The following is a 21030-nucleotide window of genomic DNA, read 5'->3' as shown; positions in this document are numbered from 1 at the left end:
ACCGATAGCGACAGCCGTCAGAATCTTGAACATGTATCTCTCCTATTCGCTGGTGCCGGTGGGAATCTGAGCGTCGGCGACAGGGGCCGAGCGGGGCGTTGGCGTCCGGCGCTCTCGGGTGGGCCTGACCGGCGCCTTGGGGGTGTGCTTGGCCGCGTCGGCGATCTTCTCGGCGTACTCTTCCTCTGCCAGATTTCGCCACGTCGTCAGCGACACGTCCGGTCGGTACAGCTTCTCCGGCGGTGCGTCGGTGACCTCGACCATCCACGCATCCTGACCCGAGAACTGACCGTGGAACAGCCAGCGGATCGCGCCGAGGTACTTGGCGTAGAAGCCCAATTTTGCTGCGCCGGAGACGAAGTTGACCATGAGGCCGACGTACTTGTGGTTGTCTTCGTCCACCGGGACGTAGAACTCGTAGTGAATGAACTTGGGGTACGCGATGCGCAGGACACCCGGCATGGACAGTGAAGCAAAACCGGGGAAATTCTGAGCTGCGATCACAGGATTGACGTCCAGACCGGCGCCGACGTTTCCGATCTGCGAAATCTGGGTCTCGTCCGGCTTCTTCTTCCACCACCGCTTGTTCGTCCAGGTTCCCACGCCCGGGAATTCCGCCTCCCAGTACACCGCTTCCTGCACGCGGTAGATCCAGCGTCCCTCCGGAACGATGCTCGTGATGTTCCACGTCGGCATCGGCTTGAACAGACGCCACAATGCGGTGCGGTGCAGGTACTTCGCATGTCCCTCGTCGAAACCGTTCTCACATGCGAAGCGCCAGTTGCCTTCTCGGGGCTGAATCCGACCACCGACGATACCCTTGTTCTCCACCAGCTCACGCGGCAACTGGTCGTCGATGGACGGCGCCGGCTCGTTGGCGATCGGGATGTACACCCACACCAGACCGAGTCGCTCCTCGATCGCATAGGTCTGGACGTTCAGCTTGCCGCAGATCTTGGAATCCGGACCGTCGGTGATGACCGCGGCCAGCTTGCCGTCAGTGAGCCGGTACGTCCAGCCGTGGTACGGGCAGCTGACAGTTCCCGGGAACTGCTGATCGCCCTCGGACAACGGAACGCCGCGGTGCGGGCACCGATCGTGCAGGGCATATGCCTTGCCTGCGTCGCGGATGATCGCCAGCTTTTCACCACAGATGGTGAAGCTCTTGGGGTCTTTGGTGATGTGGTTCGACCACGTGACCGGGTACCAGTAACCGCGGTATCCGCTGCCGGCTGCGTTGTAACCCGGCCATGCCGTCCAATCCTGCCGACCGGCCGCTCGTGGCCGCTCGGGCAGCGCGAACGTGGCTTCCGACGCCTCGACACCAGTCATGTGAAGTCCTCTCGACACTGAACGTTTGAATGAAACAGATCTTGGGTGAGATTGCGATCTACGCCAATGGATTCGGTTCGCTCAGCAGACCCGGACCACCACAGCGGTTCCGACGGCACACAGCACGCCATTGTCCGAATGCTCCCGCAATGCCAAAGTTAGTTGGTCACTGTCGATTTGGGACACTTCACCCGACACCTCGAGTGTGGTTCCGACGGGCGCGGGCGCACGATTCTGCCAGGAGACGGACACAACTCCTTCGTATCCACCGGCAAAGTGTGACGCGGCACGAAAGAACAGCGTGCCCTGCAACTGGGCCATGACCACCGGTGCGGACAACCCCTCCGTCTGCGCATAGGAGGCGTCGTAGTGAATACGGTGCGAATTGTGCGTCGACGCCCCGAATCGAAGGATCCGAACCGGATCGCAGACCAAGGTCACCGATTCGATCGGCGTGCCCACGACTACTGTTTCGGTCATCGGACGATGAACTTCTCGACGACCTCGGCAAATGCGCCGGACTGCGCACCCCGGTAAGTCTTGGTGACCGAGAGCAGCAGAAACTCGTCCGGAGCCCGGCCCTTGGTCGTCACGGTATCGAGTACTCGCCCTACGACGACAGCCTCACCCAGCGGGGCCGGTCGCAAGAAAGTCACACTCTGCCCGCCGGCCATCAAGCGCACGTCGATACCGTCTGTGCCCGGCACTTCGTCACGGAACATGCCGTCTGCTCGGTACTCTCGATCGGAGCCACCTTGCGGTCCTCGCAAAAGCGAAGGCAGATACATCGGATGGACGGCAAATGCCGGGTGCTCCGGGTCGAGAAACCGGGGGTCCGTCTCGGCGGTGGCAACCGCAAACGCAACCGACTCCGCCGGACGCACCGTTCCCAACTCTCGCGTTTCCCCCGTACCGATCATCGCCTCCGCGCGATCACGCGCGTGCTCGAGTTCTGTTCTCATGCCAGCACGCTAGGCATTCGGAAGTCTCACAGCCACGAACCGGGTTCGCCTGCCGGACCGCGATACTTCCCATACCGCTCACCTCGAGGTCAGGTATAGCCATGGCTGATCAACCGAAGAGCTTGTACGCCAAAGCAGATGGCGTCACATTCCATTACTACGACCTCGGCGAGGGCGACCCCACGATTTTCCTGCACGGAGGCGGCCCCGGCTGCACTGCGTGGTCCGACTTCGGGCCGGTGGCACCGCTCTTCGCCTCGGATCGACGAGCGATTCTCGTTGATCTGCTGCAATACGGTCGGTCCGACAAGTGCACCATCGCCGGCCCAATGTGGGACTTCCACGCCGCCAAGGTGGTTGCCCTGCTCGACGAACTCGGAATCGAACGCGCAGACTTCGTCTGCAACTCGTGGGGCGGCACCATAGCGCTCAATCTTGCGGCAAAGTACCCGGAACGCGTTCGCTCCCTGGTGATCACGGGCAGCATGCCCGTCTTCTACGGTCCACTCGCGCCGCTCCCCGAGGATGGCCGTCGTGGCCGCAACGCCCGCGACGTCTACTACGGCGGCACCGGCCCCACCCTCGAAAAACTCCGCACCTTGATCACCAGTCTCGAATGGTTCGACGGATCGAAGTTGCCCGCCGAAACCCTCCAGATGCGATACGAGCAAAGTCTCGACCCCGAAGAAATGGCCCTGGCTGCCTCGGCGGACTCACCTCGTGGCGATTGGCAGGATCTCACAGCTGAACTCGGCCAGATCCAGGCGCCGACGCTCTTCGCCTGGGGCATGCACGACGCATTCCTCACCCCGGACTACCCGCTCATGCTTGCGCGGATGATTCCCCATGGCCATCTCTACATCATGGACAAGGCGTCGCATCATCTTCAGGAAGAACGACCATACGACTACTACAGTGTAGTTTCGGGTTTCCTTGACCAACAGCACAACTGAACGAACGGTGATCGCCCCGACGGGCGGTGCACGGATCCGATTGGTACTGCTTCTCGGAATTCTCACCGCCCTCGGGCCGTTCACCGTCGACATGTATCTTCCTGCGCTGCCACAGATCACGCAGGAATTCGGCACGTCGGACACGATGGTTCAGCTGACCCTGACGGGCACACTGCTGGGTCTGGCTTTCGGCCAGTTGCTCATCGGCCCACTGTCCGACATCTACGGACGTCGACGTCCCCTGCTCGTGGGCACAGTAATTCACGTCGGCGCGTCGTTGGCCTGCTTCTTTGCTCCGTCCATCGAAGTCCTCACTGCGCTGCGAACCCTTCAAGGTTTCGGCGCCGCCGCGACAGGCGTGATCGCGATGGCAATCGTTCGTGATCTATTCACCGGACACGATGCGGCAGTTGTACTTTCGCGGCTGATGTTGGTCATGGGCGTAGCGCCCATCCTGGCCCCCTCCATCGGCGGGGCACTGATGTCCGTAACACATTGGCGCGGAGTCTTTCTCGCTCTCTTCATCCTGGGCATCGCGATGATCGCACTCGCGGCAGTATCGCTGCCGGAAACACTTCCACCCGAGAATCGGTCGGGCAAGGGCATCGGCGCCATCGCGCGAAACTACATTGCGCTCGGCAAGGATGCCCACTTCATGGTGTTGGTGCTCGTGTGCGGTCTCGGCCGCGGCGTTTTGTGGTCGTACATCGCCGCGTCGTCCTACGTGATGCAGGAACAGTTCGGACTGAGCGCCACCGCATACGGATTTGCCTTTGCCGGCGGCGCCGTCGTTCTGATCGGTTCGTCCCAGCTCAACGTCGTGCTTCTCGGCCGGTGGTCGCCGAATTCCATCACGATCTGGGCAATGTGGGGCAGTAGTGCCGTCGGCGCTGCATTTGTTGTTGTTGCCGCCACCGACTCGTGGGGATTCGTCGGGTTTGCCGTCCCCATCCTGCTGATGCTCTGCGCAACGGGTTTTGTCATGCCCAACGCACCGGCGGTTGCACTGTCCCGTCACGGAGAAGCCGCAGGCTCAGCAGCCGCGCTGATCGGATTTGCGCAGTTCGGCGCTGCCGCTGTGGTTGCGCCCATCGTCGGCCTTCTCGGCAACACCAGTCTTGCCGTGGCCATCTCCATGACCGGGGCTTCGGTTCTCGGCGTGATCGCGCTGCTCTGCGTGCGTCGATAAAACGGTTATGCCGAGCGTTCGAGAACCGATACCTTCCGGCTGATCCCTTCGGCCGCCGCGCGCAACGGTTCGGCAAAACGCTCGGTGTCCATTCGATACCGCGGACTCGACACACCGATCGCGGCAACTGCTTCACCAAGTCCACCGAAGATCGGGGCAGCGATACTCGATGTTCCCAGGCGAACCTCTTCGGTCTCGACCGCCAACTGCTGCGAACGAACAGCGTCGAGTTGCCTACGTAACCCGTCTTCCGAGTTCACCGTCCGATCGGTGAACTCGACAAATCCGTTGCCTGTCACCGCTCGAAAAACGGAATCCGGTGAGTACGCGAGTATCGCTTTGCCGGTTGCCGTGGCATACATCGGCAGCCGGCCAGCCACCCGCGACGGCAGGTCCACCCCGTGATGACCGGAGATCTTGTCGATGTACAGAACATCGAGGCCGTCGCGAATCGCGAGGTGAACCGTCTCCCGGGTCGCCGCGTGAAGATCCTGCACATACGTCAAGGACACCTCGCGCAGAATACGTTGACGAGGAACCAACTGCCCCAGTTCGAAGAGCCGTAACCCCAACCTGTACTTGGTTCCGACCCGTTCCAGTAGACCAAGAGACACCAGTTCACCGGCTATTCGATGCACCGTCGCCTTCGCAACACCACTCCGATTCGCAAGTTCGGTCAGCGACAGCGCACCCGAATCCGCATCGAAGGAATCGAGTATCAGGCGCGCTTTCCCCAGCAACGAATGCATCGCCGAGCGCCTCCAGTACACAGAATGTGGTCCACCCAGCGGACCAAGTCTGCTCCAGTCTACTGAGGCATCAGATCTCCGCGCCCACGAATTGGCTGTTGTACAGACGGAAGTACGCGCCGCGGGATTCGAGCAGAGCCTCATGGCTCCCCTGCTCCACGATCCGGCCTTCCTCCATCACCACGATCAGGTTCGCATCACGAATTGTCGAAAGACGGTGCGCGATGACAAAGCTGGTGCGGTCGTTGCGCAGAACCGCGGTGGCGCTCTGGACCAGCAGTTCGGTGCGCGTGTCCACCGAACTGGTCGCCTCGTCGAGGATCAGGATGGACGGCTGCGAGATGAAGGCGCGGGCGATGGTGATGAGCTGCTTCTCGCCCGCACTGACGTTGCTGCCTTCCTCGTCGATGACCGTGTCGTAACCCTCAGGCAGAGAGTGCACGAACTTGTCGACGTAGCTCATCTCGGCCGCACGACGAATCTCCTCGTCGGTGGCACCAGGCTTGCCGTAGGCGATGTTCTCGCGGATGGTTCCACCGAACAGCCATGCGTCCTGCAGAACCATGCCGATCCGTGAGCGCAGATCGTCTCGCGTCATGTCGGCGATGTCGATGCCGTCCAAAGTGATTCGGCCCGAATTGAGTTCGTAGAACCGCAGGATGAGGTTGACGAGGGTGGTCTTGCCTGCGCCGGTGGGTCCGACGATCGCAACCATCTGGCCCGGCTCGGCAGTCAGGGACAGGTCCTCGATCAGCGGCTGTTCCGGCTTGTAACTGAAGGTGACGTTCTCGAACTTGACGCGACCCTTGTCGACCGTGGGCGACTTCGCGCTCTTCGGGTCCTCCGACTGCTCGTCTTGGTCGAGCAGCGCGAAGACCCGCTCGGCCGAAGCGACGCCGGACTGCAGCAGATTGGTCATCGACGCTATCTGCGTGAGCGGCTGGGTGAACTGCCGCGAGTACTGGATGAACGCTTGCACATCGCCGAGCGTCATCGTTCCGGATGCGACGCGCATGCCACCCACCACTGCGATGGCGACGTAGTTGAGGTTGCCCAGGAACATCACGGCCGGCATGACCAGACCGGAAATGAACTGCGCCTTGAAGCTGGACTCGTACAGATCCTCGTTCTGCTTGCGGAAGCGCTCCTCGACCTCCTGCTGGCGGCCGAACACCTTGACCAACTCGTGGCCGCTGAACGCTTCCTCGACCTGTGCGTTGATTCCGCCGGTGCTCTTCCACTGCGCCACGAAGTGCTTCTGTGAACGCTTCGCGATGAACGCTGTGACCATGATCGACAGCGGAACAGTTGCCACCGCGATCAAGGCGAGCAACGGTGAGATCCACAGCATCATCACCAGAATGCCCAGGACGGTCATCACCGACATGACCAACTGGCTGAGCGTCTGCTGCAAGCTCTGCGCGACGTTGTCGATGTCATTGGTCACACGCGAGAGAACATCACCGCGGGCATGGGTATCGAAGTACCGCAAGGGAAGTCGGTGAATCTTCTGCTCGACATCCTCACGCAACCGGCGAACGGTCCGCTGCACCACGATGTTGAGCAGATACGCCTGCAACCAACTGAACAGCGACGCACAGACGAACAGCAGCAGCACGATCATCAAGACCTTGCCGACGGCGTCGAAATCGATTCCGGTTCCGGGCACAACGGCCATGCCGGACACCATGTCCGCGAGCTGACCTTGCCCCGAGGCACGCAATCCCTCGACAGCCTGTTCCTTTGTAGTGCCCGGCTGGAGTTGCTTGCTGACGATGCCGTCGAAGATCAGGTTGGTGGCGTTTCCCAGGATCTTCGGCGCGATCGAGGAAAGTACGACGCTTGCCGTCACCAAAGCGAAGATCAGGACGACGATCGGCTTGTCGGGGCTCAAGCGACCGAGGAGACGTTTGAGCGAAGGGCCGAAGTTCATGGCCTTCTTTGTGGGATCGCCGCCGCCGGGCGGGCCGATGGGAGGCGAGGAAGTCGGTCGATTGCTCATGATGCGTCCTGTACGGCTAGCTGAGAGGCGACGATTTCGCCGTAGGTGGGACAACTGACCACGAGTTCGTCGTGCGTGCCGATCCCCACGATGGCGCCGTCGTCGAGCACGATGATCTGATCGGCTTCCACGATGGTGGAAATACGCTGCGCGACAACGACGATGCAGGCGTCTTGCGTGACCGGCCGGAGCGCCGCACGCAGCCTCGCATCAGTAGTGAGGTCGAGTGCCGAGAAGGAATCGTCGAACAGATAGATCTGTGGCTTACGCACCAACGCTCTGGCGATGGCGAGTCTCTGACGCTGGCCGCCCGATACCGTCGTACCGCCTTGTGCCACCGGTGTGTCCAGGCCTTCGGGCATGGCGCGAACGAAGTCGGCAGCTTGGGCGATCTCGAGGCACTCCCACAGCCATTCGTCGGTAGCTTCGGGGTTTCCGTAGCGGAGATTGGTGGCGACGGTACCCGAGAACAGATACGGCTTCTGCGGGACCAGACCGATCACCGAGCAGAGCAACTCCGTGTCGATGTCGCGGACGTCGACTCCTCCCACCGATACCGATCCGGAAGTAGAGTCGATCAATCGCGGAATCAGGTTGAGCAGAGTGGTCTTTCCCGATCCGGTGCCGCCGATGATCGCCGTCGTCTTGCCGGGTTCGGCACGGAACGTGATGTCGCGCAATACAGGTTCCTCGGCTCCGGGGAACTGGAACTGAGCGCCACGAAGTTCGACGACTCCCGGGTCTTTCAGTTCTCGGACCGGATTCTCGGGCGGAATCACCGACGAATCCGTGTCGAGCACCTCGGAGATACGTTCGGCGCACACCGACGCACGCGGCAGCATCACCGCCATGAAGGTGGCCATCATGACGGCCATCAGGATCTGCATGATGTAGCTGAGCATCGCGGTGAGCGAGCCGATCTGCATCGAGCCCTCGTTGATCTGATGGCCACCGAACCAGATGACCGCGACGCTGGTGACATTGCTGATCAGCATCACGAGCGGGAACATCAGTGCCATGAGGCGGCCGACGCCGAGTGCAGTCTCCGCCAGCTCACGGTTGGCATCGCCGAAACGCTCTACCTCGTACGGTTCCCGTACAAACGCTCGGACGACACGGATGCCCGTGATCTGTTCGCGAAGAACACGGTTGACGGCGTCGAGGCGGCCCTGCATGACCCTGAATCCGGGGACCATCCGGGCAATCAGGAAACCCATCGAGACTACGAGAAGCGGGACGCTGATCCCCAGGATCCAGGACAGATTCAGGTCCTGACGCAGAGCCATGATGATGCCGCCGACGCACATGATCGGCGCCATGACGAGGATGGTGCAACTCATCACGACCATCATCTGCACTTGCTGGACGTCGTTGGTGTTGCGGGTGATCAGCGAAGGCGCACCGAAGTGCCCGACCTCTCGGGCCGAAAACGTCCCGACCTGATGCAGCACCGAAGCCCGGAGATCGCGTCCGACGCCCATGGCGACTCGCGCACCGAAGAAGACGGCACCCACCGAGCACAGGATCTGCGTGAGCGTGACCATCAGCATCATCCCGCCGGTGGAGAGGATGTAGCCGGTGTCGCCTTTCGTCACGCCGTTGTCGATGATGTCGGCGTTGAGACTCGGAAGGTAAAGGGCCGCCATAGTCGAAATAAACTGCAGGACGACAACGCCCGTGAGTTCACCCCGGTACGGCGTCAGATAAGTGCGCAGCAGCCTGATCAGCATAGTGAGCGAAGGTTACCAATCCTGGCCGACATGTGCCGCTGGATATTTCGATACACAAAAACTGCTGTGCGCCTTTATTAACCGCGGGGGGTTAATAAAGGCGCACAGCAGAGATCAAGCAGATGCGGACTGAAGCTCCGCTTCCTTTTCTTCACGGAGGGCCTTGCTGAGCTTCTCACCCTCGATGTCGACGTTCGGCAGAATCTTGTCCAGCCACTTCGGCAACCACCACGCCTTGTCGCCGAGCAGTGCCATGACGGACGGGATGATCACCATGCGCACGATGAAGGCGTCGAAGAACACCGCCGCGGCAAGCGCGAAGCCGATCGACTTGATGAACGAGTTCGGTTCCGCGATGAAGGCACCGAACACGGAGATCATGATGACCGCGGCCGCACTGACGACCCGGGCGCCATGGTTGAAGCCGATGGTCACGGCCTCCTTCGCGCTCGCGCCGTGGACGTACTCCTCACGCATACGCGTCACGAGGAACACCTGGTAGTCCATCGCGAGTCCGAACACCACACCGATCAGGAAGATCGGCATGAAACTCACGAGTGGTTGCGGGTTCGAGATGATGCCCAACCAACCGTGCTGGAAGATCGCCACCGTCGCACCGAAGGTCGCGAGCACGCTGAGCAGGAAGCCGAGCGTCGCCGTCAGCGGAACCAGGATCGAACGGAACACCAAGAGCAACAAGATGAATGCAAGGCCGACGACGACGGCCAGGTAGGGCACCAATGCATCCTTCAGCGTGTCCGAAACGTCGCCTTCGAGTGCGGTCTGACCGGTGATGCCGTAGCTGACGCCGATCGAATCGTTGAGTCCGCCTTCGGCTCCACGAAGGCTGGACACCAGATCCATCGTGGCGGGGTCGGTCGGACCACTCTTCGGAGTGATCAGTACCTGCGCGGTGTCGCCGGCCTCGTTGACCCCGACGACCTGTGCGTTCTGGACGTCATCGAAGCCCGAGATGGTCGAGACGACCTCCGCAAAGGCCTCCCCGGCGGGAACGCTGGCCCCCTTCGCGTCGACAACGGCGATAAGCGGTCCGTTGCGACCGTCACCGAAGCCCTCGTCGATCAGGTCGTATGCCTGACGCGCACTGGTCGCCGGGTCACCGGTGGCCTCCGACGGCAGTGCCAGGCTCAATCCCGTTGCGGGCAGAGCCAATGCGCCCAGAAGCACTACTCCACCGATCAGCGGCACGAGCGGACGACGGACGACGGCACTGATGAAGCGCAGAGCCAACTTCGGCTTGCCCGAATCTTCGTCTTCGGACTCCTCAGCGCGCTTGCTGAGGAAGGGAATCTTGCCGGCAAAAGCCTTGCGTCCGAACATACCCAGGATCGCAGGCAGCAAGGTCAAGGCGATCAGAACCGCGATCAGCACGGTAAAGGCCGCTGCCGCACCCATATCGGAGAGGAACGGGATGCCGACGACGCGCAATGCAACCAGCGCGATGATGACCGTCAAACCAGCGAATACCACTGCGGAACCGGCGGTTCCGACGGCGCGACCTGCTGCTTCGGCACGGTTGTCGGTAAGGGTGAGCTCATGCCTGAACCTGGACATGATGAACAGCGAGTAGTCGATCGCCACGGCCAGACCGATCATGATCGCCAACGTCGGAGTCATCGAACTGAGATCCATGAATCCGGTGGCAACCGTGATTCCGAGGCTGCCGATAGCGATACCGATGATCGCGGTGAGGAGCGGAAGCCCCGCGGCCACAAGCGAACCGAACGTGATGGCCAGAACGACTGCGGCAACGGCGATACCGATCAGCTCGGTGACACCACCGGGCATCTCCGCTTCCTGAGCAGCAGAACCACTGACCTGGACGTTGAGTCCCTCGGCCCGACCGACATCGGCTGCGGAGTTGATCGAATCACGCAATGCCTGATCGAGATCGGCGAAGTCACCGCTGAACGGAACCTCGACGTACCCGACTGTGTCGTCGGCACTGAGCGGCGACAACGCACGCGCGTCGTCCACGGCCTGTGTCTCGGAAGTTCCAGCCGCAGCAGCCTTTTCCTTGAACATCGCAACCATGGAGTCGTTGCCGGTAACCGGATTGACCAACGCCTTCGCGGCCTGTTCCGGAGTGGCAGTCGCCGGGTCCACCTTGGCAGAGTCGGCGACCTTGTCGATGCCACGAATACTCGCGAGCATGTCGTCCATGGCCTTGACGTTCGCCGGATCGGCCAGCGTCGTGCCTGCCGGAGCTTGCACTACGTATCGTGCGCTCAGCGAATCCATAGGATTGGGCGCGTCGGGAAAACGCTCCGCCATCAGGTCTTGTGCCTGCTGCGCCGGGGTTCCCGGAATGGAGAACGAATCCTTGGTGGGGCCGGACAGAGTCGCTGCCCCGACGCCCATCAGGACCAGGATTATCAGCCAAACGCTGAGGACCGCGCCTTTTCGCCGGTAGGCGAACTTGCCGATCCGATAAAGATAGGTGGCCACGACGGGCTCCTTGCTGTTTCGGTGCGTGTACGTGGACAGGTATTACGTGTGGGGCTCAGAGACGAGACATCTCAGGGACGCGACATCTCAGGGGTAGGCGGCGGCGCGGGCAGCCCGGCACGAATCTGCCGAAAAGCGTCGTGAACCAACTCTTCCGGACTGGAAGCCTCCGACTTTCCGCCAGTCCAGACGTCGATCACCGATTTCGCGGCTCCGCCCACCGCTCCCAGGAGGAGCGTCGGGTACAGGTCCTTCTCGGCGTCGGTACCGGTGCGTTCCGCCAATGCCTGAACGACTGCACGGTTGATCCGCTGATGCATGTCTGCGGCATCCCGGTAGAGCGCGGGACTCGAATCCGACAGCAGCCAGATACTTGCCTTCTCACTCCCACTCGGACCTGAGTCGTTCACGATTTCGACCACAAGTTCTTCGAGGACGTCGAGAATTGGTTCGTCCGCGGGCCGTGACGCAAGCGCCTCGATCCACAAAGTCACCGATTCCTCGAAACTGGCGAGCACTGCCTCCTCCTTGCTGGAGAAGTAGTTGTGGAACGTCCTCGTCGACACTCCGGCCTCGGAGGCGATTGCGTCAGCGGTGACGCATTCGATCCCCAGCGCACGAGCGAGCCGTGCTGCCGCGCCGCTGAGTGCGGCACGGGTTGCTGCCTTCTTGCGGTCACGAAGGCCTTGTTCGATGATCACCCCAACACGGTACCGAACTTGCAGAGCTCTGCAACTTTGCAGAGGTCTGCAATATTGTGCGATCGAACACACGGCACGGAAACTCGAGGCGTACCTCACACTCACGCACGGCAAATGCCTGAACAGCGCGACAGAGAGAGTTGCGAGCAACTCCGCCGCCTGACGCCGCCTGCCAAGTTGACGCGTGAATCAACATGGCCTGACATACTTTGCGGTGAATTAACCGTAATTTGCTCGGCGAAGGAATCTGATGGACCCGCTCCTGCACACCTGGCCGGTTTCGTCCACGGTGATGCTGTGGGGATCGAAGTCCGGACGAGGCTCCGTACTACGTCTCGTCCGTCTCACCATCGGGTTCTGCTCACTCAATTTCTCGATCGTGGCGTTCCTGTTTCTCCTCAGCGGAGAGGGCCCGGACGGACCGTTTGCGCGCAGTTGGCTCGTCGGCATTGCGGCCGTCAACCTGATCCCTACGATTCTCTGGTTTGTCGGCCGAATCAGAGGTTCACGCATGCTCAAGCTCTACGGACTGTGGGCGGATCTCGGAACTGCCTCGGTTCTCATCACCTTCACCAGCCATAACGCCGCCCTCTTCGGCGCGGCACTCTTTGTCGCCACCGGCGCCTACTTCACCTATTTTCTCGATTACCGCTGGTTGGCCTTCCATCTCGCCTTTGCCACGACATTTGTCATCGCCCTGACGGTGCTGGGCCTGACGAACGGCGACTACTCGACAACCAGCGTGATCGCACGCACGGACGTCGTCCTGTGTGCCGTGATCTTCATTCCGGCCACGATTCAGTTCACCTGGCGGCAATTACTCGCGCGCGCAACGGGATCCAAAGTGGATGCACTTACCGGCCTGTTGAACCGACGAGGACTGTGGGACATGTCGGAGCGCATCTGGTCGGTCGCGTCGGCAAATCGTGCCGACATTGCTGTTGCCGTCGTCGACATCGACAAGTTCAAGGCGGTGAACGACACGTTCGGCCACGAAGTCGGTGACGCCGTCATCATCCGGACCGGAACGCGCCTGCAGGCGCATGTGAACGGTTTCGGTTACGCCGCGCGCACCGGCGGCGAGGAGTTCACCGTTGTGATGATCGGTACTCCGTACGGACTTCGCAAACGAATCGCGACGCTCCCCAAAGCCGTGGTGAACGCCTCCGACGACCCCCTGGCCACGGTCAGCGTCGGCGCAGCGACGCTACCTTTCATCCCACATCAGGAAGAGTTCGATTACAACGAGTTCTCCCGAGCAATCGTTGCGGCCGATCATCTGATGTACGACGCAAAATCCGCGGGAGGCAACACCGCGAACACTGCTCCTATGGCAGTTCCGCGTCGACGGGCACACTGAAACCGGGCTGTATCAGCGCCGATTCCACGCCTCGGGATCTGCCGTCAGTTCGTGAATGAACTCGGGCAACTCTCCACCTGCAACATCGGTGAGTGTGACATTTTCGAGCACAGCACGGAGGTTGACTCGCACTGCAATCCACACCTCCTTGAGGGGCGTTGCCGGTCCCCCGTAGTCGACGTCTTCCGGTCGCTGACCCCGAATCGAAGCCAGCGGTCCCTCGACAGCTCGTATGACGTCGGCAATCGTGATCTCGTCCGCGGACCGAGCGAGCCAGTATCCCCCGTCCGGGCCTCGACGGCTGTTGACCAAGCCGCCGCGCCGCAGGTCCGAGAGCACCGCTTCCAGGAACTTGTGGGGTATTACCTGGGATTTGGCGAGAAACTCGGCCTTGGCCGGGTCAGGACCAACTGCCGCGAGCTCGACCAGAGTCCGCACGGCGTAGTCCACCTTCGCGGTGATATGCACCGGCAATTCCTACCATCGTTCTATGAATAGTCGCAACAAACCTGCGAGTTCTTCGCCGCAAAGGGTTCCCTGACGTTACATTTTAATGCATGATGTAACGATCGGAGCTAAAGAACAGGACAAATCACGTGTGGGAAACCCTTCTCGAATCATGGAAGTCACTGCTCGAACCGCTCCATGATCCCGTTACGCTCGCAATCCCCGCGTTTGTCATCTTCCTCGCAATCGAATGGTTCGCGGCCCGTGCGCTCGAAGATCATCCCGACGACGCCGACGGACGCGCACGGCCGGCACAGGGCGGCTACCGAAGCGCCGACGCCAGAACCAGCGTTCTACTCGGACTCGTGTCGATCGCAACGAGCACCTTCTGGAAAGTGCTGGCGCTGATCGGCTATTCCGCAATCTGGGTGTATCTCGCTCCGTGGCACCTCTCGCCGACTGCCTGGTACACCTGGGTGATCCTGCTGCTCGGAATCGACGTCCTCTATTACGCGTATCACCGCATCGCACACCGAGTTCGAGTCATCTGGGCCACACACCAGGCTCACCATTCGAGCGAGTACTTCAATTTCAGCACCGCACTGCGGCAGAAGTGGAACAACAGCGGTGAGATCATCATGTGGCTGCCGTTGCCGTTCCTCGGGATCCCGCCGTGGATGGTGTTCGTCGGCTTCTCCGTCAGCCTCGTCTACCAGTTCTTCGTCCACACCGAACGTGTCGGAAAACTCTGGCGGCCCATCGAATTCATCTTCAACACGCCGTCACACCATCGCGTCCACCACGGCTCCGACGCCGAGTACCTCGACCGCAACTACGCCGGAATCCTCATCATCTGGGACCGGATGTTCGGAACCTTCGCAGCCGAAACCCACCGCCCCACCTACGGACTCACGACGCCGGTCGGAACGTACAACATCTGGAAGCTCCAAACGCGCGAATATGCTGCCATTGCTCGCGATTGGAAGGCGTCGACATCGTGGCGGCAGCGAGCCGGCTACGTGTTCGGCCCGCCCGGCTGGGCGCCGAAAGCCGAGGTCACTTCAGCAGAATCCACAGCCCCGTCGCACTGAGCAGGAGCAGAGCGACCGCGAGAGTTGCTCCCATACCCAAAGCGGGCGTTGCCTTTTCGGCCGAAAACTGGGCCAACCGCCTGGGCCGCGACCGACGTTCGTAGACCGTCACCGCGACGACGAGCACGGCAGCGACGGACGGGCCGATCAGGGCCACCGACCCGAACTGCGGCAACCATCTCAGACAGGCGGCAGACAAGCCGAGGATCGACAGACTCGTACGCACGAACGAGAGCGATGTGCGCTCGGACTGCAAGCCCTTGTCCGGAGGCTTGACACCTTCCGACGGTTCCAGCGCGGTCAATCAGTTCACGACCTCGACCACCAGGACGGTCGCGCAGATCACCAGCACGATGCCGACGACCGGCGCCATGAGCGGCACCGGCAACGAGCGCTCAGTTCGCAGTGCACGCTCGGCGCTGATCCAGTGGACAAAGGAAGTGATGGCGATCAGAGCACCGCCGACGAGCAACAACGCGGCCAAGCCGGAACGAACCGTCGGGTTGAGAATGTCGCCGCCGAACGCTTCGAGTCCGACGCCCGACGCGACGAAGGCCGTTGCAGTGCGGATCCAAGCCAGATATGTCCGCTCATTGGCGAGCGTGAACCGTGGATCGGGGTCTTCGCCCGTTCGGAACGGTCTCCACCGGGGCATCACCTGTTCATTCCGTCCGGGCAGAGATCGCACACTGCCTTCGGAACGGACAAGAAGAAAGGAAGGTCATGTCCTTAATCTTCCCTGCCCGCCCCGAAGCAGTGCGAATCGGGTGGACGTAATTCAGCTCGCGGCGAGTGAGACCAGGAAGTCCACCGAGCCGCTGCCGTCGACGGTGACGAAACCGAGGGACGGAGGCTCGACTCCGAAATCGGTCCAGGTGACCGGAATCGAGCCCGATGCGATCAGCGAATCACCCGAATGCAGCACGGTCATGTCGACCGACACCGGCTTGGACTGACCCTTGAGCGTCAGCGTTCCTGACACCGTGACCGTCGCCGTTGTTCCGTCCGTCGGTACAGCAGACAAGTCCACCGGCGAGTCGATCGTGAACGTCGCCGTCTGATACGTGCTGGTATCCATCACATTGCCCGTGAACTGGCCGTCGCGCCGATCCGAGTCGGTCTTGATGCTTGCCACCTGCACCGTTACTTCGCCGGAAGTGAGCTTTTCACCCTCGACAACCGCGTTTCCGCTCACCTCGCCAGTGGTTCCGACGACGGTCACACTCGATCCGTTGAGAATCTCGTGCACGGTGTACCCAGCTGCCGTCTGGTTGTCCCCCTGCCCGGCGACGACGGTCCATTGCCCGTCGATCGATCCGGACGCCGCCTCCGCGCCCTCAGTGGACACCACGGCCGCCGGTGCATCGTCTTCAGCGATGAACTTCCCGTACGCCCACGGCCCCACGAGCAGGGCGAGTACGACCACAACTACTGCTCCGCCGATCCACCAGATCTTTTTCATGGGCTCGACGATAGTTGCAGCTTCAACAGTTGTCAGGACTTACGACCTGGGAGAACCCTGTGAAAGTGCTCCACGACCACCGAAGGCGAGCCGCGTCTACAGCCATTAGTAATCATTTGGTAAAGTCGACTGTGCATTCCGGCCCCCAGCCTGGAATGCCTGGGCCGTGCGCATCGAATCATGCATCGATCCCGATGCGCACGGTCTGCCCGAAACACGAATCACACCGATCGAGGGAGCTCGCGATGGCGGACCTGACGCTCCTGACCGACGACGAGTTACGCGAGCGTCGGATCGCCCTCAGTCGATCCCTCACTACCGCAGCAGATTTGATCCCCACCCCGCCACCCTCGTTCTTCGAGAAGCTGAAGCAGGACATCGATGCCGCCGCTGCAGAGTGGATCGCCCGCCGCTCCTGAACGTTCGAATTGCGCACACAGAACCGGTTTTCGATTTCCTCACCGGTTCACCCCGCAAGGGTGATGATGCAGCGGACGGTCACCGGCACCATGACTTCATGGACTCCCCGACCGACTCAATCGCACAAGGTTTCACGCCGGCACACGCTCAACTGGCGAGATCGGCCGGAGTTCCAGCAACGCTCGCCGCTGAGAGTTACGTGGAAGCCCTCGCCCGGATCGTCTATTACTGGGGCTATCCAGCTGTGGACACCTTCGGCCGTACAAACATGTGGGAGATCATGGATGGCAAGACCGGACTCCAACTCGGTCTTCTGCCAGGCGCCGCCAAGAATTACACAGGTGCCCTCACCGACTACATGAGCCCGGCGCAGCGGTGGGTCGTCTCACCCAACAACGACACGATCTACGGCGCAGGATTCGCCGATCTCACCGACGAAACCGCAGTGATACAGACCCCGACCGAGGTACCCGACGGCCATTACTGGACTATCCAGATCGTCGACGTGCTGACCAATGTGACTCACCAACTTGGTTCGGCGACAGGCACTCCCGGCGGAAAGTTCCTTCTGGTCGGACCTGATTGGGATGGCGAGTTGCCGGAAGACTTCCTCGATGTGCTTCGATCACCGACGAACGTGGCTGGTGTCTTCCCTCGCAGTTTCGCAGCACGTTCCGAGGCGTCCAAGCAGCAGGCGCGGTCGGTGCTCGACCAGATCGGCATGTACCCCTTCAGCGAGGATCGACCCGGCCCGCGGTCCTTCGGCTACGAGGCCCACGCCGCGAACTCGATCTACCCTCAGGGCGTCACCGCCGAAATGTTGGCGGTCGATCCCGACGCCAGTCGACCTCAATGGGTGAAGCCGGAATCTTTCTGGACCGATCTTGCAGCAATGCTCGATTTCAACCCGACCATGGGCGCAGCAGACACCCCGATGGCTGATCAAGCCAAGACGCTTGTCGCACTGTATCGTTCGGACAAGTCGTACCGAGCGCTGCTCGACCGCGCCGCGCTCCGCGCCGACGTCGCCCTCCATCAATCGGCGAGCTACGTCCAAACCGGGGTCGACGCAGGCAACGGATGGCAACGGCAACGCAACAGTGGCCTGTGGGGCACCGACTGGTTCGGACGGGCGCTCGCGGCCGTCATCTACATTTACGTCAACGACTTTCACGAGGCTGTCTACCTCATCCGGGGTACCGACCACGACGGAGCGTTACTCCACGGCCGCGAGCGGTACACCATGACCTTCACAGAAGACGCACTCCCACCCGTCGACCGCAGTCGCGGCGGCTTCTGGTCTCTGACCATGTACGACAAGGACGCATTTATGCTCGCCGACGCACCGGGTAACCGCGTCAACCTCGGCACCGTCAATCTCGACGCGGGCGATCTCGTCTTTCGTGACGGGAAGCTCACCTTGCACCTGTCTCACGACGAGCCGACCGATCCGGATGCTCGTGCCAACTGGCTACCCGCTCCGCACGACGAATTTCGACTGATCATTCGCAGCTATGTCCCCGACAAATCAGTCCTCGATGAAACCTACCGATTCCCTGACGTCGTCCGAGCAACGGGACTATAGGCGCCACCAAGCACAAAAAAGCTCCCCACCTGCGTGAACAGGTGGGGAGCTTTGGCGGTGGCGGAGGGATTTGAACCCTCGGACGGGGGTTACCCGTCACACGCTTTCGAGGCGTGCTCCTTAGGCCGCTCGGACACGCCACCGTTGGTGACTTTACCGGATGGAGTGCCCGTGGCTGAAATCGCCAGGTGGAGCGGTATTACGTGAGCTTGTCCTTGATGCTGGACGCGGCGTCCTTGACCTTCTCGCCTGCATCCTTGACGGCCGATTTCACCTGGTCGCCCTTGCCTTCGTTTTCGAGGTCCCGGTCACCGGTAGCGCTGCCAGCAGCTTCCTTGGCCTTGCCCCCGAGGTCTTCGGCCTTGTTCTGAGCCTTGTCTGCGATTCCCATGAGTACTCCTCTGTGAACGCGAACGAATCGCCTTCCGACGATCCGCCGATGCCCTGACGGCATCTGCCTCCACCATGCCCTCGATTGATGGATCCGGCTACCCGAGTGTGCGATCACTCTCAATGGGGAATGCCGAATTCAGGCCCGCTGCTCGCGGAAGAAATCTTCCAAAAGCCCAGCGCATTCGTCCTCGAGGACCCCGCCGCGCACCTGCGGCCGATAGGTCAATCTTTTATCTCGAACTACGTCCCATAATGATCCGACGGCTCCGGTTTTCGGCTCCCACGCCCCGAAAACGACCCGAGAAACCCGGGCGAGGACCAGAGCGCCCGCACACATCGTGCATGGCTCGAGGGTCACGGCAAGCGTCGCACCTTCCAGGCGCCAGCCGTCACCATAGGTTTTTGCGGCAGCACGCAACGCGAGGATTTCGGCGTGCGCGGTCGGATCGGACGACGCTTCCCTGGCATTGGAGGCCCGAGCAACTTCGACGCCGTCTGCGTCGAACACCACTGCCCCGACCGGGACGTCTGCGTCGGAGGCGGAACGTGCGGCCACGATGGCCGCACGGATCATGCGCTGGTCGTCAGCGAGAGTCATCTAGCGCGGGAGCTTGTCGAGCGCTGCGCCGAACTCGGATGCGAACCCGAGTCGCTGCGCGATCATCCCCAACTGCTCGTCCGGATAAAGATCGGTCTCGGCCGCGATGACGGCGAGCACGGGTTCCGGCAGGCCCAGATCGGCCAGCACGGACAGATCGCCCTCTTCCCAGGGTTCGACATCGTCGAGGTCGTCCGGGTCGATGTCGGGGATCTCGATGTGCAAGGCGTCGAGGACATCGGCTGCGATGTCGTAGTCGATGGCGGCGGTCGCGTCGGAAATCAGCAACTGCGTGCCCGACGGCGCCGGACGCAACACGATGAAGAACTCGTCGTCGACGTCGAGAAGACCGAAGACGGCACCCGAACTTCGCAGCTCACGCAGCTGCGTTTCGGCGGCCGAGAGCGAGGTCAACGCGTCGGGCGTCAGTGCCTTGACCGTCCAACGCCCCTCTTCACGGACCACCGCGACACCGAAGCCTTCAAGCTCCTCCGACTGGTTCGAAGAGGCGCTCTTGTTACCCGCGCGCTGTGCACCCATGGCGCAACGGTAGCCCGCCTGGTGCCAGTGAGTGAAGTCCGAGCATCGATGTGCCAACCTGAACTCGTGTCTGCGATCGATTCCGCCCCACCAGTCTGCGTTCTCGGCCTCGGATTGATCGGCGGTTCGCTACTTCGCGCCGCCGTCCGATCCGGCCGCCGGGCGTGGGGTTACAACCGTTCCAGCGAGTCCGCCGACGCGGCCCGAGCCGACGGTTTCGACGCCGACACCGATCTGGTTTCAGTGCTGCAGAGAGCAAACGAAAGCGGCGCGATCATCGTGGTCGCCGTGCCGATGCCTGCCGTCGACGCCACCTTGGAGGCAATCGCCGCGCATGCGCCCGACAATCCGATCACGGACGTCGTCAGCGTCAAGGGTGAAGTGAAGGCCGCGGTCGAACGAGCGGGCTTGAGCGCCAAGTTCGTGGGCGGTCATCCGATGGCGGGGACGTCAGCTTCGGGTTGGGCGGTCGGGGATGCCGATCTGTTCGTCGACGCGGTATGGGTTGTTGCCACCGACAGCGGCGTCGACGCAGACGTGTGGTCGCAGGTCGCCGACCTTGCACTCGACTGCGGCTCGGTCGTCGTGCCGGCCGAATCTCTCGAGCACGATCGAGCAGTCGCGCGAATCTCGCATCTGCCTCACCTGCTCGCGGAAACGCTTGCGATCACCGGAGCTGCCGGAGGCGAACTGGCTCTCGGGCTGGCTGCCGGATCATTTCGCGACGGCACTCGCGTGGCCGGGAGCGCTCCTGGCCTGGTGCGGGCGATGTGCGAGGGCAACCGCGACGCCCTGCTGGTCGCGCTGGACGAGGCGCTCGACCTTTTGCAGGGTGCACGTACCGATCTGCTCGACAACGGCTCGACGGCACGATTGGTGGACGCAGGGTTCGCGGCGCGCGGCGCCTACGAGTCGCACGAGCGGTGGGACATCGAAGACGTTCAGGCCGGAGAACCCGACTGGATCAACCGGATGCGAGACGCCGGTCGACGCGGCGGCGTCATCCGGCGATCCGCAACCTAGAACTACGCAACCTAGAGATACGAA

General features: G+C 61.8%; 22 protein-coding genes and 1 tRNA gene. 7 read left to right on the top strand and 16 right to left on the bottom strand.

Annotated features, from left to right (window positions below; all coding sequences use genetic code 11):
• Positions 1 to 42: 42 nt before the first annotated feature.
• The 3 genes from A0W34_RS01805 to A0W34_RS01795 all read right to left on the bottom strand — a co-directional run bounded on the left by A0W34_RS01805 (position 43) and on the right by A0W34_RS01795 (position 2294).
• The gene (locus A0W34_RS01805; protein ID WP_081557233.1) at positions 43 to 1332 is read right to left on the bottom strand and encodes an aromatic ring-hydroxylating oxygenase subunit alpha; all 1290 of its coding nucleotides are present in this window, start codon (positions 1330 to 1332) and stop codon (positions 43 to 45) included.
• A gap of 81 nt (positions 1333 to 1413) precedes the next feature.
• Positions 1414 to 1812: a hypothetical protein gene (locus tag A0W34_RS01800; RefSeq protein ID WP_021332874.1), complete on the bottom strand. Its 399-nt coding sequence runs from the start codon at positions 1810 to 1812 to the stop codon at positions 1414 to 1416.
• A complete protein-coding gene (locus A0W34_RS01795) occupies positions 1809 to 2294 on the bottom strand; it encodes an FAS1-like dehydratase domain-containing protein (RefSeq protein ID WP_064073558.1) in 486 nt (161 codons plus the stop codon). The genes A0W34_RS01800 and A0W34_RS01795 overlap by 4 nt, the downstream gene beginning before the upstream one ends.
• Before the next feature lie 101 nt (positions 2295 to 2395).
• Here A0W34_RS01795 and A0W34_RS01790 point away from each other — a divergent pair, with 101 nt between their 5' ends.
• Together A0W34_RS01790 and A0W34_RS01785 are read left to right on the top strand one after the other, a co-directional pair.
• A complete protein-coding gene (locus A0W34_RS01790; RefSeq protein ID WP_007731641.1) occupies positions 2396 to 3247 on the top strand; it encodes an alpha/beta fold hydrolase in 852 nt (283 codons plus the stop codon).
• A gap of 7 nt (positions 3248 to 3254) precedes the next feature.
• On the top strand, positions 3255 to 4436 hold the full coding sequence (locus tag A0W34_RS01785) for a multidrug effflux MFS transporter (protein WP_081557232.1): 1182 nt from the start codon (positions 3255 to 3257) through the stop codon (positions 4434 to 4436).
• Between the two features lie 5 nt (positions 4437 to 4441).
• Here the strand turns inward: A0W34_RS01785 and A0W34_RS01780 are convergent, their stop codons facing one another.
• The 5 genes from A0W34_RS01780 to A0W34_RS01760 form a co-directional block, all read right to left on the bottom strand.
• A complete protein-coding gene (locus A0W34_RS01780; protein ID WP_007731643.1) occupies positions 4442 to 5185 on the bottom strand; it encodes an IclR family transcriptional regulator in 744 nt (247 codons plus the stop codon).
• Between the two features lie 70 nt (positions 5186 to 5255).
• Positions 5256 to 7187 carry an ABC transporter ATP-binding protein gene (locus A0W34_RS01775; protein WP_007731644.1) on the bottom strand — a complete coding sequence of 644 codons (1932 nt, stop codon included), beginning with the start codon at positions 7185 to 7187 and terminating at the stop codon, positions 5256 to 5258.
• Positions 7184 to 8917, bottom strand: a complete 1734-nt coding sequence (locus tag A0W34_RS01770) for an ABC transporter ATP-binding protein (RefSeq protein ID WP_081557231.1) — start codon at positions 8915 to 8917, stop codon at positions 7184 to 7186. The genes A0W34_RS01775 and A0W34_RS01770 overlap by 4 nt, the downstream gene beginning before the upstream one ends.
• Positions 8918 to 9031: 114 nt before the next feature.
• Positions 9032 to 11386, bottom strand: a complete 2355-nt coding sequence (locus tag A0W34_RS01765) for an MMPL family transporter (RefSeq protein WP_081557230.1) — start codon at positions 11384 to 11386, stop codon at positions 9032 to 9034.
• Positions 11387 to 11457: 71 nt separating this feature from the next.
• Entirely contained in the window at positions 11458 to 12087 is a 630-nt protein-coding gene (locus A0W34_RS01760) for a TetR/AcrR family transcriptional regulator (protein WP_081557229.1), read from the bottom strand.
• A 250-nt stretch (positions 12088 to 12337) separates the two neighbouring features.
• On the opposite strand from A0W34_RS01760, the gene A0W34_RS01755 reads away from it, so the two are divergent.
• A complete protein-coding gene (locus A0W34_RS01755) occupies positions 12338 to 13447 on the top strand; it encodes a GGDEF domain-containing protein (protein ID WP_020968182.1) in 1110 nt (369 codons plus the stop codon).
• Between the two features lie 12 nt (positions 13448 to 13459).
• Here A0W34_RS01755 and A0W34_RS01750 read toward each other — a convergent pair whose 3' ends face one another.
• Complete coding sequence (locus A0W34_RS01750; RefSeq protein ID WP_003943908.1) at positions 13460 to 13915, bottom strand: RrF2 family transcriptional regulator; 456 nt, start codon at positions 13913 to 13915, stop codon at positions 13460 to 13462.
• 128 nt (positions 13916 to 14043) lie between these two features.
• Here A0W34_RS01750 and A0W34_RS01745 point away from each other — a divergent pair, with 128 nt between their 5' ends.
• A complete protein-coding gene (locus tag A0W34_RS01745) occupies positions 14044 to 14985 on the top strand; it encodes a sterol desaturase family protein (RefSeq protein WP_047271543.1) in 942 nt (313 codons plus the stop codon).
• Here the strand turns inward: A0W34_RS01745 and A0W34_RS01740 are convergent.
• The 3 genes from A0W34_RS01740 to A0W34_RS01730 all read right to left on the bottom strand — a co-directional run bounded on the left by A0W34_RS01740 (position 14951) and on the right by A0W34_RS01730 (position 16447).
• A complete protein-coding gene (locus A0W34_RS01740) occupies positions 14951 to 15289 on the bottom strand; it encodes a DUF202 domain-containing protein (protein ID WP_050655588.1) in 339 nt (112 codons plus the stop codon). The genes A0W34_RS01745 and A0W34_RS01740 overlap by 35 nt on opposite strands.
• Positions 15290 to 15640 carry a YidH family protein gene (locus A0W34_RS01735; RefSeq protein ID WP_003943804.1) on the bottom strand — a complete coding sequence of 117 codons (351 nt, stop codon included), beginning with the start codon at positions 15638 to 15640 and terminating at the stop codon, positions 15290 to 15292.
• Between the two features lie 123 nt (positions 15641 to 15763).
• Positions 15764 to 16447, bottom strand: a complete 684-nt coding sequence (locus A0W34_RS01730; protein ID WP_064073560.1) for a YceI family protein — start codon at positions 16445 to 16447, stop codon at positions 15764 to 15766.
• A 245-nt stretch (positions 16448 to 16692) separates the two neighbouring features.
• Here A0W34_RS01730 and A0W34_RS33070 point away from each other — a divergent pair, with 245 nt between their 5' ends.
• Both A0W34_RS33070 and A0W34_RS01720 read left to right on the top strand, forming a co-directional pair.
• Positions 16693 to 16866: a hypothetical protein gene (locus A0W34_RS33070; protein WP_003943953.1), complete on the top strand. Its 174-nt coding sequence runs from the start codon at positions 16693 to 16695 to the stop codon at positions 16864 to 16866.
• 98 nt (positions 16867 to 16964) lie between these two features.
• Positions 16965 to 18452: a DUF1254 domain-containing protein gene (locus A0W34_RS01720; protein ID WP_231915696.1), complete on the top strand. Its 1488-nt coding sequence runs from the start codon at positions 16965 to 16967 to the stop codon at positions 18450 to 18452.
• A 52-nt stretch (positions 18453 to 18504) separates the two neighbouring features.
• Here A0W34_RS01720 and A0W34_RS01715 read toward each other — a convergent pair.
• The 4 genes from A0W34_RS01715 to A0W34_RS01700 all read right to left on the bottom strand — a co-directional run bounded on the left by A0W34_RS01715 (position 18505) and on the right by A0W34_RS01700 (position 19983).
• A tRNA-Ser gene (locus A0W34_RS01715) sits at positions 18505 to 18595 on the bottom strand.
• A 56-nt stretch (positions 18596 to 18651) separates the two neighbouring features.
• Positions 18652 to 18843, bottom strand: coding sequence for a CsbD family protein (locus A0W34_RS01710; RefSeq protein WP_003943869.1), 192 nt, complete (start codon positions 18841 to 18843; stop codon positions 18652 to 18654).
• A 138-nt stretch (positions 18844 to 18981) separates the two neighbouring features.
• Entirely contained in the window at positions 18982 to 19443 is a 462-nt protein-coding gene (locus A0W34_RS01705) for a nucleoside deaminase (RefSeq protein WP_003943976.1), read from the bottom strand.
• Positions 19444 to 19983 (bottom strand): tRNA adenosine deaminase-associated protein, encoded by a 540-nt coding sequence (locus A0W34_RS01700; RefSeq protein WP_003943823.1) that lies wholly within the window; start codon positions 19981 to 19983, stop codon positions 19444 to 19446.
• 48 nt (positions 19984 to 20031) lie between these two features.
• Here A0W34_RS01700 and A0W34_RS01695 point away from each other — a divergent pair, with 48 nt between their 5' ends.
• Positions 20032 to 21006, top strand: coding sequence for a prephenate dehydrogenase (locus A0W34_RS01695; protein WP_063315232.1), 975 nt, complete (start codon positions 20032 to 20034; stop codon positions 21004 to 21006).
• Positions 21007 to 21030 lie beyond the last annotated feature (24 nt).

It is taken from the genome of Rhodococcus sp. BH4 (assembly GCF_002079265.1).
GTDB lineage: Bacteria > Actinomycetota > Actinomycetes > Mycobacteriales > Mycobacteriaceae > Rhodococcus_F > Rhodococcus_F qingshengii.
The sequence above is the reverse complement of the archived record's forward strand: the minus strand, read 5'-3'. Positions and strand labels throughout refer to the sequence as shown.

What these genes read in the sequence shown, in the direction of transcription:
- A0W34_RS01805 (WP_081557233.1), bottom strand. Translation starts at nt 1,332, where the DNA reads ATGACTGGTGTCGAGGCGTCGGAAGCCACGTTCGCGCTGCCCGAGCGG.
- A0W34_RS01800 (WP_021332874.1), bottom strand. Translation starts at nt 1,812, where the DNA reads ATGACCGAAACAGTAGTCGTGGGCACGCCGATCGAATCGGTGACCTTG.
- A0W34_RS01795 (WP_064073558.1), bottom strand. Translation starts at nt 2,294, where the DNA reads ATGAGAACAGAACTCGAGCACGCGCGTGATCGCGCGGAGGCGATGATC.
- A0W34_RS01790 (WP_007731641.1), top strand. Translation starts at nt 2,396, where the DNA reads ATGGCTGATCAACCGAAGAGCTTGTACGCCAAAGCAGATGGCGTCACA.
- A0W34_RS01780 (WP_007731643.1), bottom strand. Translation starts at nt 5,185, where the DNA reads ATGCATTCGTTGCTGGGGAAAGCGCGCCTGATACTCGATTCCTTCGAT.
- A0W34_RS01775 (WP_007731644.1), bottom strand. Translation starts at nt 7,187, where the DNA reads ATGAGCAATCGACCGACTTCCTCGCCTCCCATCGGCCCGCCCGGCGGC.
- A0W34_RS01770 (WP_081557231.1), bottom strand. Translation starts at nt 8,917, where the DNA reads ATGCTGATCAGGCTGCTGCGCACTTATCTGACGCCGTACCGGGGTGAA.
- A0W34_RS01755 (WP_020968182.1), top strand. Translation starts at nt 12,338, where the DNA reads ATGGACCCGCTCCTGCACACCTGGCCGGTTTCGTCCACGGTGATGCTG.
- A0W34_RS01735 (WP_003943804.1), bottom strand. Translation starts at nt 15,640, where the DNA reads ATGCCCCGGTGGAGACCGTTCCGAACGGGCGAAGACCCCGATCCACGG.
- A0W34_RS01730 (WP_064073560.1), bottom strand. Translation starts at nt 16,447, where the DNA reads ATGAAAAAGATCTGGTGGATCGGCGGAGCAGTAGTTGTGGTCGTACTC.
- A0W34_RS33070 (WP_003943953.1), top strand. Translation starts at nt 16,693, where the DNA reads ATGGCGGACCTGACGCTCCTGACCGACGACGAGTTACGCGAGCGTCGG.
- A0W34_RS01720 (WP_231915696.1), top strand. Translation starts at nt 16,965, where the DNA reads ATGGACTCCCCGACCGACTCAATCGCACAAGGTTTCACGCCGGCACAC.
- A0W34_RS01710 (WP_003943869.1), bottom strand. Translation starts at nt 18,843, where the DNA reads ATGGGAATCGCAGACAAGGCTCAGAACAAGGCCGAAGACCTCGGGGGC.
- A0W34_RS01705 (WP_003943976.1), bottom strand. Translation starts at nt 19,443, where the DNA reads ATGACTCTCGCTGACGACCAGCGCATGATCCGTGCGGCCATCGTGGCC.
- A0W34_RS01700 (WP_003943823.1), bottom strand. Translation starts at nt 19,983, where the DNA reads ATGGGTGCACAGCGCGCGGGTAACAAGAGCGCCTCTTCGAACCAGTCG.
- A0W34_RS01695 (WP_063315232.1), top strand. Translation starts at nt 20,032, where the DNA reads ATGTGCCAACCTGAACTCGTGTCTGCGATCGATTCCGCCCCACCAGTC.